Source organism: Candidatus Microbacterium phytovorans (assembly GCA_029202445.1).
Taxonomy (GTDB): domain Bacteria; phylum Actinomycetota; class Actinomycetes; order Actinomycetales; family Microbacteriaceae; genus Microbacterium; species Microbacterium phytovorans.
This window is the reverse complement of record CP119321.1, coordinates 2514543-2531138: the sequence shown is the minus strand read 5'-3', so window position 1 is coordinate 2531138 and position 16596 is coordinate 2514543. Positions and strand designations below refer to the sequence as shown.

Here is a 16596-nt window from a genome sequence, read left to right as displayed (position 1 = left end):
GGCGGGGTTCAGCACAGGGAGTGAAGTGGCAGCAGAGGCGCGCGTGCTTTCCGGCCGCTATCGGGTCGACGAGCTCATCGGTCGCGGCGGTATGGCGACCGTCTACCGGGGTCACGACCTGACCCTCGGTCGCGCTGTCGCGATCAAGCTCCTCAAGCGTGAGCTCGCCGTCGACAACGCGTTCCGCACCCGGTTCCGCCTGGAGGCCCAGGCCGCCTCCCGCATGTCGCACCCCGCCATCGTGCGCGTCTACGATGCCGGCGAAGACGTCGAGACCGATCCCGACGGCACGCAGCACCCCGTGCCGTTCATCGTGATGGAGCTCGTCCAGGGCCGTCTGCTGAAGGACATCATCTCCGCGGGCCCCGTGTCGGTGTCGGATGCCGTGCGCTACACCGACGGCATCCTCGAGGCCCTCGAGTACTCGCACCGCGCCGGTGTCGTCCATAGGGACATCAAGCCCGGCAATGTGATGGTCAACGGTCAGGGCCAGGTCAAGGTGATGGACTTCGGCATCGCCCGCGCCGTCTCCGACTCCTCCTCCACCGTCGCCGAGACGACCGCCATCATCGGCACCGCCTCGTACTTCTCGCCGGAACAGGCCAAGGGCGAGCCCGTCGACGCGCGCGCCGACCTCTACTCGGCGGGCGTCGTGCTCTACGAGCTGCTCACCGGACGCACGCCGTTCCGCGGCGACACCCCCGTGGCCGTCGCCTACCAGCACGTCAGCGAAGCACCCGTCCCTCCGTCCGAACTCGTCGGCACCGTCCCGCGGTCGCTCGACGCGGCCGTGCTGCGCGCGCTCGCGAAGGACCCGTTCCAGCGATTCCCGGATGCCGCGGCGTTCCGCGAGGCGCTCGACGCCACGGTCGACGGCAAGACGCCGTCGAAGCGTCAGGTCGGCGCCCTGCACAGCGAGCTGTACGGCGCGAATCCCCGGCAGGCCGCCGAGACCGCGCGGTCGCTACGCCAGCTCAGCACCGACACCACGATGCGACGCACTCAGACCGGACCGCCCGTCGCGTGGATCTGGACCGGCGTCGTCGTGCTCGCCGCGCTGCTGATCTCCGTCTTCATCTGGGTGCTCATGATCCGCCCGACCACGGAGATCCCGAACAGCTCCCGTGAAGTACCCGACCTCGTCGACATGTCGTGGGATAGGGCGAGCGAAGAGCTCGGCCGCAACGACCTGGAGGGTCGGCGGTTCGAGGAGAGCAACGAGACCATCGCGGCCGGCAATGTCATCCGTACCGACCCCGCGGCCGGTACCACCGTGATCCCCGGCCAGGAGATCAAGGTGTACGTCTCCACCGGACAGGAGCTCGCCACGGTGCCCGTGCTGGAGAGTCTCACGCGCGGGGAGGCCGCCGACGCGCTCGAGGAGGCCGGGCTGCGCCTCGGCACCGTCACGACGCGCAACGATCCGAACCTCGCCGCGACGACCGTGATCTCGGCGAGCCTGGCCGAGGGACAGGAAGTGGCCATCGGCACCGCCGTCGACCTCATCGTCGCCAGCGGCAAGGTGACGGTCGTGAACATGGCCGGGTATCGCCTCGACGCCGCGCAGCGCGAACTGGAATCGGACGAGATGGACCTCACGGCGAGCGTCGTGGAGGACCCCAACTGCGCCGGCGATCCGAACAACCAGATCGTCAAGTCGCAGTCGGCGATCGGCGATGTGCCGATCCACTCGACGATCGAACTCGTCGTCTGCACCGGAAGCTGAGCTCCCGGCGAGCGCCGCGCAGGCGCCGCGGACGGTTCAGCGCACGTCGTCGACGTGACGGTGCGGCGTGAGACCCGCACCGCGGCGCGCCGCACCGGGGATGCCGACGATCTCCAGCCAGTTGCCGAGCAGGCGGTAGCCGCCCTCCGACAGCACGCTCTCCGGGTGGAACTGCACGCCCCACAGCGGCAGGCTCCGATGCGCGAGGCCCATGACGACACCCGAATCGGTCGACGCCGTGACCTCGAGCTCGCGGGGAACTGTTTCGGGCATCACCGCCAGCGAGTGGTAGCGGGTGGCCTGGAACGGGTCGGGAAGACCGGCGAAGAGCGCACTACCGTCGTGGTGCACGGCAGAGGTGATCCCGTGGAGGAGTTCCGGCGCGTGATCGACCGTCGCCCCGAAGGCTTCCGCCAACGCCTGATGACCGAGGCACACCCCCAGCATCGGCACGCTGCGCGCCGCCGTCGCACGTACGACGTCGAGCGACGCCCCGGCATCCGCGGGCGCACCAGGTCCGGGTGAGATCAGCACCCCCGCATACCCGTCGATCGCCGCGGTCGCGTCGTCGATGGCATCCGCTTCGATCATCGACGTCTCCGCGCCGAGCTCGTGCAGATAGCCCACGAGGGTGTGGACGAAGCTGTCGTGGTTGTCCACGACGAGCACGCGCGGCGTGCTAGCCACCGATCGTCGACTCCTGCGGGGTGATGAACTGCGCCACCCACGGGAACGCGTACCAGAACAGGCCGTAGAGCACGGCGGCGAGGAGCGCGAGCAGAAGGATCACCCGCAGCCACGCGGGCCCGGGGAGAATGCGCCAGAGTGCGCCGTACATCAGGCGTTCGTTCCTTGCGTGAGGGATGCCGGCGGGCCGTCGGCGCGGGGCGTGAAGTCCTCGAAGAGGGCGTAGGCGATGATGCGCTCGAGCATATTGAGCTTGGGGGCGCAGCTCGTGAGCGTGAGGTAGCGCCCGTCGGCGGCGACACCGACCTGCTGCGGCACCGGCAGAAGCACCTCGACCTGCGTGTCCTGGACGTACTCGAGGTTGCGGAAGCGGTAGGTGTACCAGCCGTCCTTCGTCTCGATGACGATCGCGTCGCCGACGACGAGCTTGTCGATCGGGTCGAAGGGTGCGCCCGAGGTCCACCGGTGCGCGGCGTAGACGGTGTTGCCGACGTCGCCGGGCATGGCCGTGTCGGGGTAGTGCCCGATCTCGCCCTGGTCGAGGATGTCGGGGCGTGTGACGCCGCCGGCGACGGTGAACTTCCAGTCCTTGCCGAACCGCGGGATCTGCATCACCCCGAACTGGTCGCCGTGACCGGCATCCTTCAGCACCGGCACGACGGCTTCGGCCGTGGGGGAAGGCGTCGGCGCGGGCGTGGCGGCCGGGGTGGTGGCGGCGTACTCCTGGGCCCACGACTGCGTGAGGTCGGCGGCCTCGGCCTGCTTCTGCGAACCGATGATCCAGTCGCCGATCCACAGCTGCCACGCGACGAAGAGGAGCGCGATGACGCCGGCCGTGACGAAGAGCTCGCCAATGACGCTGACGACGGTCGCACCGCCGCGACGGGCGCGGCGCGTGCGTCGACCGCGCGGCTCGTCCGCGTCCGGGCGCACCTGCGCGTCGATATTCGTGTCCCCCACGTCCGAGATTCTCCCACACGCCCGCTGAGAGGACTTCGAGTATCCGGGGTGCCTGACGGTAGGATCGTGGGCATGGCACGTTCAGGCAGTGACGACCCGATCGTCGAGCAGCACGAGGGTGAGCCGGCCCCGAATCCGGTCTGGTTCAAGCCGATCATGCTCGGCCTCATGATCATCGGCCTCGTGTGGGTGATCGTCTTCTACTTGAGCGGTTCGCGCTTCCCGATCCCCGACATCGGCGCCTGGAACCTCGTCATCGGGTTCGGCATCGCGTTCGTGGGCTTCCTCATGACCACGCGCTGGCGCTGACCCCTTCGACTTCGACGCCGCTCCGGTACTACCGGGGCGGCGTTCGTCGTCTCCCGCCGGGTTCTCCTACCCGCGCCGCCGGAAAGTTATCCCCATAGTTATCCACAGACTGGGGAGAATTACACCGGTGTCATTCACACCTGTGGAGGGCGCTGTGGGCGACGGCCGGGAGTTGTCGATCCGCGAAGAACTGCCGGGACGGGATGCCGCGGCATCCGCTCAGGTGTAGAGCACCGCCGGGATGACGAGCAGGGCCAGGAGCCCCACACCGGTCGCGGCGAGCAGGAGCTTCTGCGTGCGCTGCTGACGGACCCCGCGCGTGCGGGCGAAGATGAATCCCACGAGCGCTCCGACGAGACCGCCGCCGATGTGACCCTGCCAGGAGATGTTCGACCCGGGCAGGAACGTGATGACGAGGTTGAGGCCGAGGAGCACGGCGATCGCCGTCACGTTCGCGCCGCGGTGCCGACCGATGACGAACATCGCTCCCAGCAGACCCCACACCGCCCCGGATGCTCCGACTACCCACGTGCCGGGAGCCAGCAGGGCCACCAGCACCGATCCGCCGATCGCGCTCAGCACGTAGAGCGTCGCGAAGCGCCATCGCCCGAGCAGCGGCTCGAGACTGCGACCGAGCGCCCACAGGGCCAGCATGTTCAACGCGACGTGCCAGATGCTCGCGTGCACGAGGGTGACGGTGAGCAGTCGCCACGGCTGGAAGAACGGCCCCGGAATCAGGAACCCGCTGTTGAACGCCAGCGCAAACCAGATCTGGTCGCCGATGCCGGGGATCAGGGTGACCAGATAGAAGAACAGAGTGACGATGACCAGACCGTACGTGACGAGCGGACGCGAGTCCGACGCACGCACGGCCCGGATCATGCGCGTTCCGCGCGACGGTCGGCTCGCCCTCACCGCCTGCTGCTGATCGCGCAGGCACTCCGGGCAGATGACGCCCACCGGCATCTGCGTCTGGCATTCCGGGCAGATGGTGCGCGTGCACCGCTGACACAGCACGAAGCTCTGTCGATCGGGATGCCGATAGCAGAAGTTGTCCGGGTTGGCCCGGTAGCCGGGGGTCGTCACGCGTCGGTATCGATCAGCGGGCGCGGTCGATCAGACCGCGACGACGTCGATCGAGGAGATCACGACGGGCTCGACGGGGCGGTCGCCCGCGCCCGTGCGCACGGCGCCGATCTCGTCGACGACGGCGCGCGATGCGTCATCGGCGACCTCGCCGAAGATCGTGTGCTTGCCGTTGAGCCACGGCGTCGGGTCGGTCGTGATGAAGAACTGCGAGCCGTTGGTGCCCTCGGCCTGACCGGTGATCGCGTTGCGGCGAAGACCCGCGTTGGCCATCGCGAGCAGGTAGGGAACGACGAACGTGAGCTCGGGGTGGATCTCGTCGTTGAAGGAGTATCCGGGACCGCCGACGCCCTGACCGAGCGGGTCGCCGCCCTGGATCATGAAGTTCGGGATGATGCGGTGGAAGATGACGTCCTTGTACAGGGGACCCTCGCCGGGCTTGCCCGTGGCGGGGTGGGTCCACTCCTGCGAACCGTCCGCGAGGCCGGTGAAGTTCTGCACCGTGCGGGGGGCGTGGTCTCCGAAGAGGTTGACGACGATGTCGCCGTGGTTGGTGTGGATCGTCGCGACTGCGGTGTGGATCGGCATGCTCACCATTCTCACATCTGTCAACCCCTGGCGTGCCCTGCGGCGTCTGGCAAGATGGGAGAAAGTCACCCAGATGAGGGAGGGCACTCGTGGGCCTCAGCCGCAAGCGCAAGAAGGAGCTCCGCAAGCTCCAGAAGAATGCCACCACCCTGTGGGAATCGCAGCAGGTACTGCTCGGCCAGGCGGGTGATGTCGCTCGCGAAGCGGGTCGTCAGCTGGGCCACTACAACCGGGAGCACGTCGTGCCGACCGTGCAGCACGGGTACGAGAAGTACGCCGCTCCGTACGTCGACCAGGGGCTGCGCTCCTCGGCCAAGGTCTACAACGAGAAGCTCGCCCCCGCCGCCGGAGCCGTCATCGGCTCGGCGCTGTCGGTGTGGGATGCCGCGAACGAGAAGCGCGATGCGCTGGCTCACGGTCGCGGTTTCGGCTCGATCGACGTTGCCAAGCTGCAGAAGAACGCCGAGAAGTACGGCAAGAAGGCGGCGAAGAAACTCACGGTGCCGGCACCGGCATCCCAGAAGAGCATCGGCGCGGGCGGAGTCATCGCGATCATCCTCGGCATCGCGGCCGCCGCGGGCGTGCTCTACGCCGCCTGGCAGACGCTCCGCGCCGACGACGAGCTGTGGGTGGCCGACGACCCGCTGCGCGCTCCCGACGCGTGACCCCAGAGTCGCACCGTTGAGCGAGCCCGAGGCCCGGTCGTCGAGCGAGTCCGAAGCCCGGTCGTTGAGCGAGCCCGAGGCCCGGTCGTCGAGCGAGTCCGAAGCCCGGTCGTCGAGCGAGCCCGAAGCCCGGTCGTCGAGCGAGCTCGAGGCCCGGTCGTTGAGCGAGCGCAGCGAGACGAAACGCACGCCCACGGCGCGTGTCGAAGACGCGGCGCGTGAGCGAGGGCTCGCGATCGAGATCCGCGAACGTCCCGCGGCGCGCAGCCTCGAGGAGGCGGCCGCTCTGCTCGGGTTGCAGCCCGCGGACATCGTGAAGACGCTCGTCGTCAAGCGAGCCGACGACACGTACCTGTTCGCGCTCATCCCGGGAGACAAGGCCATCTCGTGGCCGAAGCTGCGGGCGGTGGTCGGCGTCAACAAGCTGCAGCTCCCCGATCCGGAGCGTGCTCTGGCGGCGACCGGCTACGAGCGCGGCACGATCGTGCCCATCGGCAGCACGACCGACTGGCCTATCTTCGCCGACGAATCGATCGTCGGAACGCGCATCGCGATGGGTGCGGGCACCCACGGGTACAGCCTGTTCGTGGATGCCGATGCGCTCATCGCCGCGTACGGTGCGACCGTCGCCGACATCTCTCAGCCGGCCGGCGGCTGACGGCATCCGTTCAGTCGGTCAGCCCGGCGAGCCGGAGCGCGACGTCGACGAGCTTGACGCGGTGAAGGCCGGCGACATCGGCGAGGGCGAACCACTCGGCGCGGTCGGTGGATCCGTCGACCTCGTTGCGGAGCTTTCCGCCGACCACACGCGCCCGGTAGATGATGCGGAGGGCGTGCAGCGGCTGATCGTGACCGCTGCGCACGCGCTGTCGCGCCGGGATCACGCGGGAGTCGATGCCGAGCAGGCCGTCGAGCACGACGCGGTACCCGGTCTCCTCGAGCACTTCGCGGCGCGCGGCGGTCTCCGGGTGCTCACCGGCCTCGAGTCCGCCGCCGGGGAGCGTCCAGGATGATCGCCGTCCCTCGTGCCAGTGGGCGAGCAGCACCCGACCGTCGTCGTCGTTAATGACGGCGTAGGCCGCGACGCGCAGGTCCATGCCGTCACCCTACTGGGACCGCGACGCTGAGAACGTGGCGCAACCGGCCGCTTCGCTCACGAAATGGCGACGATTCGCGCCACCTTCTCGGGCCGGGGCTAGCGTGAGCGCATGACGCGGATCTCTGCTCTCACGGCCGCCGACCGAGCGCACTGGCAGCCGATGTGGGATGCCTACCTCACCTTCTACCGGGAGGACCTGCCCGCCGAGGTGACCGAGTCGACCTTCGCGCGACTGACGGATGCCGGGGGCGACATCCACGGGGCAGTGGCGTGGGACGACGCCGGCGGTGCGGTGGGGTTCGTGCACTGGCTGGAGCATCCGAGCACGTGGAGCACGTCGGGCTACTGCTACCTGGAGGACCTGTTCGTCGCCCCCGACGGCCGACGCGGCGGCGTGGGGAAGGCGCTCATCGACCACGTGGTCGGGTGGGCGGCGGACCGGGGACGGGAGAAGGTCTACTGGCTCACGGCGGAGGACAACGCCACCGCGCGGTCGCTCTACGACCGGGTGGCCCACCGCACGGGTTTCGTCCACTACGAGGTGGCCACGGCATCCGAGTGACGCGACCGCGGCGCAAGAGCGCGCAAGAAGGTGGCGCACCTCGCGGCATCCGCCACGTTGAAGCGGCAGAATTCGCCACTTTCGCAAAATCGCGCGGGCGCTAGACTGCGCGCATGAATCCCCGCGTCCCCCCCGCGGGCGAATCGGCGATCGCTCCTCCACCGTCGACGCCCCTGTTTCCCCGCCGCAGCTTCCTCGGCGGCGTGGCAGCCGCGTCCGCTGTCGCCGTCGCGGCGCCGCTGCTCGACGCTCCCGCCGCGCACGCGGCCGACAGTTACGACCCGGTCGCGTACCCCGCGACACCGGTAGCGACCGAAGAGGAACTGCACGTGATCCGGCGCTGGACGTACGGCTTCCAGCCCGCGGCGCTGGCCGCGGTGCGCGAGGCCGGCGGACCGCGAGCGTGGTTCGAGGCGCAGCTCACGCCGCAGAACGTCACCGAATCGCCGGCCGCCGCCGGACTCGACACCTGGTGGCGGTGCATCACCGCGGATCCGCTCGACATCGTCGACCGCGACCGCAGCGGCGCGGAGCCCGCATGGCGTGCGATGGCGGCCTACGCCGGGTACGCGATGGTACGGCGCCAGGAGTCGACGCGACAGGTGCTCGAGCTGATGACGGAGTTCTGGGAGGACCACTTCTACATCCCGATCCACGACGACGGGGTCTTCCCCTTCCGCATCGCGTTCGGTCATCTCCTGCGCGAGCTCGCGCTGACGAGCTTCGAGGAGCTGCTGCAGGCGGCGACCGTGCACCCCGCGATGGGATGCTCGCTCGACAACGCCCGCTCGTCGAAGCGGTCGGTCAACGAGAACCTCGGCCGAGAGCTCCTCGAGCTGCACACCGTCGGCAAGAGCGCGGGGTACGACGAAGACGACGTGAAGGCATCCGCTCGCCTCCTCACGGGCTTCCGCGTCGACACGTGGTCGTCGTGGCAGGTGACGTACGACCCGTCCTGGCACGACACCAGCCCGGTCACCGTGATGGACTTCTCCCACCCCAACACGGATGCCGATGGCCGCGCCGCCGTGCGGGCGTACCTGTCGTATCTCGCTCGGCATCCGTCGACCGCGGAGCGCATCGCACGGAAGCTCGCGCGACGCTTCGTGAGCGACAGCCCCTCGTCGGAGCTCGTCGACCACCTCGCCGCGGTGTACCTGACCAACGACACCCGGATCACGCCGGTGCTCCGCGCGCTCGTCGACCACGCCGAGTTCTGGGCGTCGTCGGGCGCGAAAGTGAAGACACCGACCGACGAACTGGTCTCGGTGAACCGGGCGCTCGGTGTGTCGTTCGCGAAGCCGACGGCGCAGGACACCGGCGCCATCCAGGCGCACTACATGGCGGGTGGCATCGGCGCGAGCGCCTGGTCGCACCCCCGCCCCGACGGACCGCCGCAACTGAACGACGCGTGGAACTCACCGTCGCGCTTCCTGGCATCCTGGGATGCGCACTGGACCCTCTCGGGCGGGTGGTGGCCCACGAAGGACACGACGCACGTGCCCGCCGCGAAGCGGTTGCCCCAGCCCGAACTCACCCTCGCGGAGTTCGTCGACCACCTCTCGCGCCACCTGACGGGCCAGGCCTCCACCGCCGGCTTGCTGCAAGCCGTGTGCACCGCCACGAAGGTGCGGCCGTCGGCCCTCGTGAATGCTCAGCACTCCATCGTGCGCTGGCAGATGCCGTGGGTGCTCTCGCTCGTGCTCAATCAACCGCTCTTCTACCTGCGATAGGACCGGCGACGTGATCGAATCCTCCCCGCCCGCGCTCGCTGGTGCCGACTCCTTCGCCGCAGGCTGCGATGACTTCGCCACGAGCGTGTCGCGCCGCACCGCGATCCGCTCCGCGCTCGGCATCGGACTCGGCCTCGTGGCCGCCTCGGTGTTCGGCGACGCGTTCGTCGAGACCGCCTACGCGTCCGGTGGACGGAAGGCGGACCGCGTGCTCGTCGTGCTCTCGCTCCGCGGCGCGGCCGACGGGCTCTCGCTCGTCGTGCCGCACGCCGATCCCATCTACTACGCTGCCCGCCCCAACATCGCCGTGCCGAAGGACAAGCTGTTGGCCGGCGACTCGCAGTTCGGCCTGCATCCGGCGTTCGCGCCGATCCTTCCGCTCTGGAAGGCGGGACGCGTCGCCGCGATCCACGCCACCGGCCAGGCGGTCACGACCCGATCGCACTTCGCCGCGATGGAAGAGGTCGAGGATGCCGATCCCGGCTCGCAGGCCCGGGTCGGCTGGCTGAACCGGCTCGTCTCGGTGAGGGCCGGCGGCGCCAGCGACACGACCGCGCTGCAACTCGGCGAGACGGTGCTCGCGACCCAGTTGGCGGGACCCGCGCCGGCGGTATCGACGGCGGCCCTCGCGAAACTGAAGCTCGTCGGTCCGGGCGGCAGCGACGCCGCGGGATGGGAGGCGGCGCTCACCGGACTGTGGGCCGACGCACCGGATGCCGTCGCCAGCGGCGGCGGAAGAGCACTGGCGGTCGCGAAGTCCTATGCCACCGCGCGTGACGCGACCGCGAGCACGGTCGAGTATCCGAAGGGGAGTCTGGGCGAGGCGCTGCAGGGCGCCGCGAAGGTCATCAAAGCCGACGTCGGCGCGGAGGTCATCACGATCGACCAGGGGTCGTGGGATCACCACCAGTGGGTCGGCAACCTGTCCAGCGGCAACCTGAAGAACATGGCCGACCCGCTGGGCAAGGGCCTCGCCGCCTTCTTCTCCGACCTCGGCGCCCTCGACAAGAAGGTCACCCTCGTGACGATCTCCGAGTTCGGTCGGCGCGTGAAGGAGAACGGCAACGGCGGCCTCGACCACGGGCACGGCAACGTCATGTTCGTGCTCGGCGCCGGCGTCAAGGGCGGGTACTACGGCCGCTGGCCGGGGCTGGAGAACACGCAGAACGCCGACCTCGCCGTGACGACCGACTATCGCGACGTGTTGAGCGAGGTGGTGGGGTCGCTGTACCCCGAGCGCAGCCTCGCGACGATCTTCCCCCAGTTCCAGCATCGACGGCTCGGGTTCATGGTGCCCGTCGTCACCGGCGGCGACACCGGACCGAGCACCCCGACGCTCAAGACGATGCCGTCGAGCTTCTTCGCGTCGTACGGGAAGCGGGCCGGGTCGAGTCGCGTCGGGTCGAAGGTCACCGCTCCGGCGCCCACCCTCACCTCGGCCGGCAAGAAGGCCAAGGTCAAGACGACCTATCGGTGGGAGACGGTCAAGAGCGGCACGGTGAAGAAGCGCGGCACCCTCCGCTCGTTCCGGATTCCGACGTCTTACCGTGGCTACTCGCTCCGCGTGCGAGTGACGTACACCGCGAAGGGCTACAAGCCGAAGACGAAAGTATTCACCTGGGGCACGGTGAAGAGCAAGAAGTAGTCACGCTCGGTCGATCAACGACCGGTGATCACACGGTGTTCAAAGATGTGGAGCCTAGGAGATTCGAACTCCTGACATCCTGCTTGCAAAGCAGGCGCTCTACCAACTGAGCTAAGGCCCCGAGGGGTGTTTACGGTGGGGCTACCAGGACTTGAACCTGGGACCTCTTCATTATCAGTGAAGCGCTCTAACCGCCTGAGCTATAGCCCCGTCTGGAGACCGGCGCCAGCGCCGTCAACCTCCAAGACTTTACCCGAATCGTGCGGTAATCCGAAATCCGGGGGATGCCGTGAACGTCAGTTCGAGGTGAAGCCGACGAGCAGGCCGCCGGTGACCTTCACCATCAGGTTGTAGATGCCGGCCACGACCGCGCCGAGCACTGTCACGACGATGAGGTTCAGGATCGCGACGATCGCGGCGAACGCCATCACCTGCGGGAGGTTGACGACCTCGGTCAGCACGAAGGCGCCATCGGTGAACGCGCTCAGCAACTCGTCGAGCTGCGTCAGCAGGCTCGTCGTCTGCAGCACGAGGAAGATGAGGAACACGGAGACGAGCGTCACGATCGCGAGAGCGACCGCGGCGAGGAAGGACAGCTTCACCGCCGACCAGAAGTCGACGTACACCAGGCGCAGGCGCACCTGCTTGGCGCTGGTCTTGCTGGACGATTTCTTCGCTAGCTTGTCGGCTACCGTGCTCATGCTTCAGTACTTTCCTCGGGGGTCTCGGGGGCTGCACCCTCCGGTGCGGCGGACCCCTCGGCGGCCTCTTCGGCCGGCGCGGAGTCTGCGGCTTCGGTCAGTCCCCGCTCGCCGTTGCGGGCGATCGCGAGGATCCGGTCGTCGTCGTCGGGGCGGGCGAACACGACTCCCATGGTGTCGCGTCCCTTCGCCGGGACCTCGGCCACGGCAGAGCGTACCACCTTGCCGCTGGCAAGAACCACCAAGACCTCGTCGTCCTCGCCGACGATCAGACCGCCCGCGAGATCGCCGCGATCCTCGTTCAACTTGGCCACCTTGATGCCCAGGCCGCCTCGGCCCTGGAGGCGATACTGGTCGACCGACGTGCGCTTGGCGTAGCCGCCCTGCGTCACGACGAACACGAAACCTGCGTCACCCGCGACGGATGCCGACAGCAGACTGTCGCCCTCGCGGAAGGTCATCGCCTTCACACCCTCCGTCGAGCGACCCATCGGCCGCAGCGAGTCGTCGGTGGCGGTGAAGCGCAGCGACATGCCCTGACGCGAGATCAGGAGGATGTCGTCGGTCTCGTCGACGAGCAGCGCGCTGACGACCTCGTCGCCCTCTTCCTCGTCCTGTCCACGCAGGCGGATCGCGATGATCCCGCCCTGGCGGTTGGTGTCGTAGTCGGAGAGGAAGGTCTTCTTGATCTTGCCGTCACGCGTCGCGAGCACGAGATAGGTCGCGACGGTGTAGTCGCGGATGTCGAGGATCTGCGCGATCTCCTCGCCCGGCTGCAGCGCGAGAAGGTTCGCGACGTGCTGACCCTTGGCATCCCGGCCCGCCTCCGGCACCTCGTACGCCTTGGTGCGGTAGACCCGGCCCTTCGTCGTGAAGAAGAGGAGCCAGTGGTGGGTCGTCGTGACGAAGAAGTGCTCGACGACGTCGTCCGCGCGCAGCTGCGCACCCTTGACGCCCTTGCCGCCGCGGTGCTGCGAACGATAGTTGTCGCTGCGGGTGCGCTTGATGTAACCGTCGCGCGTGACGGTGATGACCATCTCCTCTTCGGGGATGAGGTCTTCCATCGACATGTCGCCGTCGAACCCGTGGAGGATGTGCGTGCGGCGCTCGTCACCGAACTTGTCGACGATGCCGGTGAGCTCGTCGCGGATGATCTCGCGCTGACGCGACGGGGTCGCGAGGATGTCGTTGTAGTCCGCGATCTGCAGCTCCAGCTCGGCCGCCTCGTCGACGATCTTCTGTCGCTCGAGCGCGGCGAGTCGGCGCAACTGCATCGACAGGATCGCGTCGGCCTGCGCGTCGTCGATGTCGAGGAGCGTCTTCAGCCCTTCGCGCGCCTCGTCGACCGTGGGCGACCGGCGGATGAGCGCGATGACCTCGTCGAGCGCATCGAGTGCCTTGAGGTAGCCGCGGAGGATGTGCATCCGCTCCTCGGCCTTGCGCAGCCGGAAGGTGGTGCGGCGGACGATGACCTCGACCTGGTGCTCGATCCAGTACGAGATGAATCCGTCGAGCGCGAGCGTGCGGGGCACGCCGTCGACGATCGCGAGCATGTTCGCGCCGAAGTTCTCCTGCAGCTGCGTGTGCTTGTACAGGTTGTTCAGGACGACCTTCGCGACGGCGTCGCGCTTGAGCACGATGACGAGGCGCTGACCGGTGCGGTCACTGGTCTCGTCGCGGATGTCGGCGATGCCCGTGATCTTGCCGTCGCGCGCCAGGTCGCGGATCTTGATCGCGACGTTGTCGGGGTTCACCTGGTACGGCAGTTCGGTGATGACCAGGCACGTGCGGCCGTGGATCTCCTCGACGGAAACGACGGCGCGCATCGTGATCGAACCGCGGCCGGTGCGCTGCGCCTCACGGATGCCCTTGGTGCCGAGGATCTGCGCGCCGGTGGGGAAGTCGGGGCCATGGATGCGCGACATGAGCGCTTCCAGCAGCTCCTCGCGCGGCGCCTCGGGGTTCTCCAGTGCCCAGAGGGCGCCGTCGGCGACTTCGCGGAGGTTGTGCGGCGGGATGTTGGTCGCCATGCCGACGGCGATGCCGACCGAACCGTTGACGAGCAGGTTGGGGAAGCGCGCCGGGAGCACGGTCGGCTCCTGCGTCTTGCCGTCGTAGTTGTCCTCGAAGTCGACGGTGTCCTCGTCGATGTCGCGGACCATCTCCATGGCGAGCTGCGCCATCTTGGTCTCGGTGTACCGCGGGGCGGCGGCGCCCTGGTTGCCGGGGGACCCGAAGTTGCCCTGACCGTCGGCCAGCGGGTACCGCAGCGACCACGGCTGCACGAGACGGACGAGAGCGTCGTAGATCGCGCTGTCACCGTGCGGGTGGTACTGACCCATCACCTCGCCGACCACGCGCGCGCACTTGTTGAAGCTCTTGTCCGGACGGTAACCGCCGTCGTACATGCCGTAGATCACCCGGCGGTGCACCGGCTTCAGACCGTCCCGCACATCGGGCAGCGCACGCCCGACGATGACGCTCATCGCATAGTCGAGGTAGCTGCGCTGCATCTCGACCTGGAGGTCGACCTGGTCGATGTTGCCGTGGTTGTGCGCCGGCGTCAGATCGGGGCGTTCTTCGTCAGTCATGTCTTCTCGTCTTCGTCTTCATCATGCGGGGGCGGGCTCCGGGATGTGGGTACGCCGTCTCGACTCGTCGCGCAGCTCCTCGCTCAACGACCGGCGAGCCTGACCGGTCGTTGAGCGAGCGCAGCGAGACGAAACGCATCAGATGTCCAGGAAGCGGACATCCTTCGCGTTGCGCTGGATGAAGCTGCGACGCGACTCGACGTCCTCTCCCATGAGCACGGAGAAGATCTCGTCGGCCGCGGCCGCGTCGTCGATCGTCACCTGCCTCAGGGTGCGGGTGTTGTGGTCCATCGTCGTCTCCCACAGCTCCTTCGGGTTCATCTCGCCGAGACCCTTGTAACGCTGGATGCCGGAGTCCTTCGGCATCCGCTTGCCGTTCGCGAGACCGTCGGCCAGCAGCGCGTCGCGCTCGCGATCGCTGAACACGTACTCGTGCTCCGAGTTCGACCACTTGAGCCGGTACAGCGGCGGCATCGCGAGGTACACGAAGCCGGCCTCGATGAGACCGCGCATGTAGCGGAAGAGGAGCGTGAGGAGCAGTGTCGTGATGTGCTGGCCGTCGACGTCGGCATCCGCCATCAGGACGATCTTGTGATACCGGGCCTTGTCGACGTTGAAGTCCTCGCCGATGCCGGTGCCGAAGGCGGAGATGATCGCCTGGATCTCGTTGTTGCCGAGCGCACGATCCAGGCGCGCCTTCTCGACGTTGAGCACCTTGCCGCGCAGCGACAGGATCGCCTGCGTCTCGGGGTCGCGGCCGCGGACGGCCGAACCACCGGCGGAGTCACCCTCGACCAGGAAGATCTCGCTGATCGACGGGTCCTTGCTGGTGCAGTCCTTGAGCTTGTCCGGCATGGACGCCGACTCGAAGACGCTCTTGCGGCGCGCAGTCTCACGGGCCTTGCGGGCTGCGAGGCGTGCGGTGGCCGCGTCGAGAGCCTTCGTGATGACGCGCTTGGCCTGCGCGGGGTTGCGGTCGAGCCAGTCGGTGAGCTGGTCGCCGACGATCTTCTGCACGAACGCCTTGGCCTCGGTGTTGCCCAGCTTCGTCTTCGTCTGACCCTCGAACTGGGGCTCCGACAGCTTCACCGAGATGACGGCGGTGAGACCCTCGCGGATGTCGTCGCCGGTGAGGTTGTCGTCCTTCTCCTTGAGGATGCCCTTCTCCCGCGCGTAGCTGTTGACCTTCGTCGTCAGCGCCGCGCGGAAGCCCTCTTCGTGCGTGCCGCCCTCATGCGTGTTGATCGTGTTCGCGAAGGTGAAGACGTTCTCGGTGTAGCTCGTCGTCCACTGCATCGCGAGCTCGAGGGAGATGTGGCGGACGGTGTCCTCCGACTCGATCTCGATGATCTCGTCGTTGACCACCTCGGCCTTGCGCACCTTGTTGAGGTACTCGACGTAGTCGACGAGACCGCGCTCGTAGAGGAAGTCGTCGTGCGGCTGCTTCGAGATGGCCGTACCGTCGTCGCCGTCGACGATGTACGCCGAGTCGGGGCGCTCGTCGCTCAGCGTGATGCGGAGTCCCTTGTTGAGGAACGCCGTCTGCTGGAAGCGGGTGCGCAGCGTGTCGTAGTCGAAGTGCACGGTCTCGAAGATCGTGTCGTCGGGCCAGAAGGTGACGATCGTGCCCGTGTCGTCGGTGGCCTCGCCCTGCGCGAGCGGCGCGTCGGGCTTGCCGCCGTCGGCGAACGACTGACGCCACACGTGACCCTGGCGCCGGATCTCGACCTCGAACCGCGTCGACAGCGCGTTGACGACCGACGAACCGACGCCGTGGAGACCGCCCGAGACGGCGTATCCGCCGCCGCCGAACTTTCCGCCGGCGTGGAGCACCGTCAGCACGACCTCGACGGTCGACTTCGTGGGGTCGGACGAGTGCGGATCGACGGGGATGCCGCGGCCGTTGTCGACGACGCGCAGTGCGCCGTCTTCGAGGATCGTCACGTGGATGGTGTCGCAGTATCCCGCGAGAGCCTCATCGACCGCGTTGTCGACGATCTCGTAGACGAGGTGATGCAGACCGCGCTCACCCGTGGATCCGATGTACATACCGGGGCGTTTGCGGACCGCTTCGAGGCCCTCGAGCACCTGGATGGCATCCGCCCCGTACTCGTTCGGAACCTTTCCCGTCGATTTCTGAGGGTCTTCCTCGGGAACGATGTCGGGGTTTTCAGACGTCATAGGTTTCGAACACTCCAGATCGGATTCACGCTCGTTCCAGTCTAGTCGGCCCGAGGTGCTTTT

Annotated in this window: 16 protein-coding genes and 2 tRNA genes; 7 read left to right on the top strand and 11 right to left on the bottom strand. The window is 68.0% G+C overall.

Features of this window, described 5'->3' with window-relative positions; translation table 11 throughout:
• The first annotated feature begins 91 nt into the window (after window positions 1–91).
• The gene (gene pknB, locus P0Y48_12115) at window positions 92–1726 is read left to right on the top strand and encodes a Stk1 family PASTA domain-containing Ser/Thr kinase (protein WEK15078.1); all 1635 of its coding nucleotides are present in this window, start codon (window positions 92–94) and stop codon (window positions 1724–1726) included.
• Window positions 1727–1762: 36 nt separating this feature from the next.
• Here the strand turns inward: pknB and P0Y48_12110 are convergent, their stop codons facing one another.
• From P0Y48_12110 to P0Y48_12100, 3 genes are read right to left on the bottom strand one after another with little or no spacing between them, the layout of a single operon-like run.
• The gene (locus P0Y48_12110; protein WEK13190.1) at window positions 1763–2413 is read right to left on the bottom strand and encodes a gamma-glutamyl-gamma-aminobutyrate hydrolase family protein; all 651 of its coding nucleotides are present in this window, start codon (window positions 2411–2413) and stop codon (window positions 1763–1765) included.
• The gene (locus tag P0Y48_12105; GenBank protein ID WEK13189.1) at window positions 2406–2564 is read right to left on the bottom strand and encodes a hypothetical protein; all 159 of its coding nucleotides are present in this window, start codon (window positions 2562–2564) and stop codon (window positions 2406–2408) included. The genes P0Y48_12110 and P0Y48_12105 overlap by 8 nt, the downstream gene beginning before the upstream one ends.
• Window positions 2564–3373: a class E sortase gene (locus P0Y48_12100; protein WEK13188.1), complete on the bottom strand. Its 810-nt coding sequence runs from the start codon at window positions 3371–3373 to the stop codon at window positions 2564–2566. Before P0Y48_12100 ends, P0Y48_12105 begins: the two co-directional genes overlap by 1 nt.
• 72 nt (window positions 3374–3445) lie before the next feature.
• On the opposite strand from P0Y48_12100, the gene P0Y48_12095 reads away from it, so the two are divergent.
• Window positions 3446–3682, top strand: coding sequence for a cell division protein CrgA (locus tag P0Y48_12095; GenBank protein WEK13187.1), 237 nt, complete (start codon window positions 3446–3448; stop codon window positions 3680–3682).
• A 219-nt stretch (window positions 3683–3901) separates the two neighbouring features.
• On the opposite strand, the gene P0Y48_12090 is transcribed toward P0Y48_12095, so the two are convergent.
• Window positions 3902–4768, bottom strand: coding sequence for a rhomboid family intramembrane serine protease (locus P0Y48_12090; GenBank protein ID WEK13186.1), 867 nt, complete (start codon window positions 4766–4768; stop codon window positions 3902–3904).
• 30 nt (window positions 4769–4798) lie between these two features.
• Window positions 4799–5356 carry a peptidylprolyl isomerase gene (locus P0Y48_12085; GenBank protein WEK13185.1) on the bottom strand — a complete coding sequence of 186 codons (558 nt, stop codon included), beginning with the start codon at window positions 5354–5356 and terminating at the stop codon, window positions 4799–4801.
• Window positions 5357–5445: 89 nt separating this feature from the next.
• On the opposite strand from P0Y48_12085, the gene P0Y48_12080 reads away from it, so the two are divergent.
• Both P0Y48_12080 and P0Y48_12075 read left to right on the top strand, forming a co-directional pair.
• A complete protein-coding gene (locus tag P0Y48_12080; GenBank protein ID WEK13184.1) occupies window positions 5446–6021 on the top strand; it encodes a DNA helicase in 576 nt (191 codons plus the stop codon).
• Window positions 6022–6256: 235 nt separating this feature from the next.
• Window positions 6257–6679 (top strand): YbaK/EbsC family protein, encoded by a 423-nt coding sequence (locus P0Y48_12075; GenBank protein ID WEK15077.1) that lies wholly within the window; start codon window positions 6257–6259, stop codon window positions 6677–6679.
• Between the two features lie 10 nt (window positions 6680–6689).
• Here the strand turns inward: P0Y48_12075 and P0Y48_12070 are convergent, their stop codons facing one another.
• Window positions 6690–7118, bottom strand: a complete 429-nt coding sequence (locus P0Y48_12070) for an NUDIX hydrolase (GenBank protein WEK13183.1) — start codon at window positions 7116–7118, stop codon at window positions 6690–6692.
• 111 nt (window positions 7119–7229) lie between these two features.
• Between P0Y48_12070 and P0Y48_12065 the strand changes: the two genes are divergently transcribed.
• The 3 genes from P0Y48_12065 (at window position 7230) to P0Y48_12055 (ending at window position 11060) form a co-directional block, all read left to right on the top strand.
• Window positions 7230–7682: a GNAT family N-acetyltransferase gene (locus P0Y48_12065; GenBank protein WEK13182.1), complete on the top strand. Its 453-nt coding sequence runs from the start codon at window positions 7230–7232 to the stop codon at window positions 7680–7682.
• Window positions 7683–7795: 113 nt separating this feature from the next.
• Entirely contained in the window at window positions 7796–9415 is a 1620-nt protein-coding gene (locus P0Y48_12060; GenBank protein WEK13181.1) for a DUF1800 domain-containing protein, read from the top strand.
• 10 nt (window positions 9416–9425) lie between these two features.
• Window positions 9426–11060: a DUF1501 domain-containing protein gene (locus P0Y48_12055; GenBank protein WEK13180.1), complete on the top strand. Its 1635-nt coding sequence runs from the start codon at window positions 9426–9428 to the stop codon at window positions 11058–11060.
• Window positions 11061–11108: 48 nt separating this feature from the next.
• Here P0Y48_12055 and P0Y48_12050 read toward each other — a convergent pair.
• From P0Y48_12050 to gyrB, 5 genes are all read right to left on the bottom strand, one after another.
• Window positions 11109–11181: transfer RNA gene (locus tag P0Y48_12050), tRNA-Ala, on the bottom strand.
• Window positions 11182–11196: 15 nt separating this feature from the next.
• Window positions 11197–11270, bottom strand: a tRNA-Ile gene (locus P0Y48_12045).
• 86 nt (window positions 11271–11356) lie between these two features.
• Window positions 11357–11761 (bottom strand): DUF3566 domain-containing protein, encoded by a 405-nt coding sequence (locus tag P0Y48_12040; GenBank protein ID WEK13179.1) that lies wholly within the window; start codon window positions 11759–11761, stop codon window positions 11357–11359.
• The gene (gene gyrA, locus P0Y48_12035) at window positions 11758–14352 is read right to left on the bottom strand and encodes a DNA gyrase subunit A (GenBank protein WEK13178.1); all 2595 of its coding nucleotides are present in this window, start codon (window positions 14350–14352) and stop codon (window positions 11758–11760) included. The genes P0Y48_12040 and gyrA overlap by 4 nt, the downstream gene beginning before the upstream one ends.
• Window positions 14353–14490: 138 nt before the next feature.
• Window positions 14491–16533, bottom strand: coding sequence for a DNA topoisomerase (ATP-hydrolyzing) subunit B (gene gyrB, locus P0Y48_12030; protein ID WEK13177.1), 2043 nt, complete (start codon window positions 16531–16533; stop codon window positions 14491–14493).
• Window positions 16534–16596 lie beyond the last annotated feature (63 nt).

Excerpts from the sequence above, each read along its gene's own strand:
- pknB (WEK15078.1), top strand. The coding sequence starts at position 92 with ATGGCGACCGTCTACCGGGGTCACGACCTGACCCTCGGTCGCGCTGTC.
- P0Y48_12105 (WEK13189.1), bottom strand. The coding sequence starts at position 2,564 with ATGTACGGCGCACTCTGGCGCATTCTCCCCGGGCCCGCGTGGCTGCGG.
- P0Y48_12095 (WEK13187.1), top strand. The coding sequence starts at position 3,446 with ATGGCACGTTCAGGCAGTGACGACCCGATCGTCGAGCAGCACGAGGGT.
- P0Y48_12085 (WEK13185.1), bottom strand. The coding sequence starts at position 5,356 with ATGCCGATCCACACCGCAGTCGCGACGATCCACACCAACCACGGCGAC.
- P0Y48_12070 (WEK13183.1), bottom strand. The coding sequence starts at position 7,118 with ATGGACCTGCGCGTCGCGGCCTACGCCGTCATTAACGACGACGACGGT.
- P0Y48_12065 (WEK13182.1), top strand. The coding sequence starts at position 7,230 with ATGACGCGGATCTCTGCTCTCACGGCCGCCGACCGAGCGCACTGGCAG.
- P0Y48_12060 (WEK13181.1), top strand. The coding sequence starts at position 7,796 with ATGAATCCCCGCGTCCCCCCCGCGGGCGAATCGGCGATCGCTCCTCCA.
- P0Y48_12040 (WEK13179.1), bottom strand. The coding sequence starts at position 11,761 with ATGAGCACGGTAGCCGACAAGCTAGCGAAGAAATCGTCCAGCAAGACC.
- gyrA (WEK13178.1), bottom strand. The coding sequence starts at position 14,352 with ATGACTGACGAAGAACGCCCCGATCTGACGCCGGCGCACAACCACGGC.
- gyrB (WEK13177.1), bottom strand. The coding sequence starts at position 16,533 with ATGACGTCTGAAAACCCCGACATCGTTCCCGAGGAAGACCCTCAGAAA.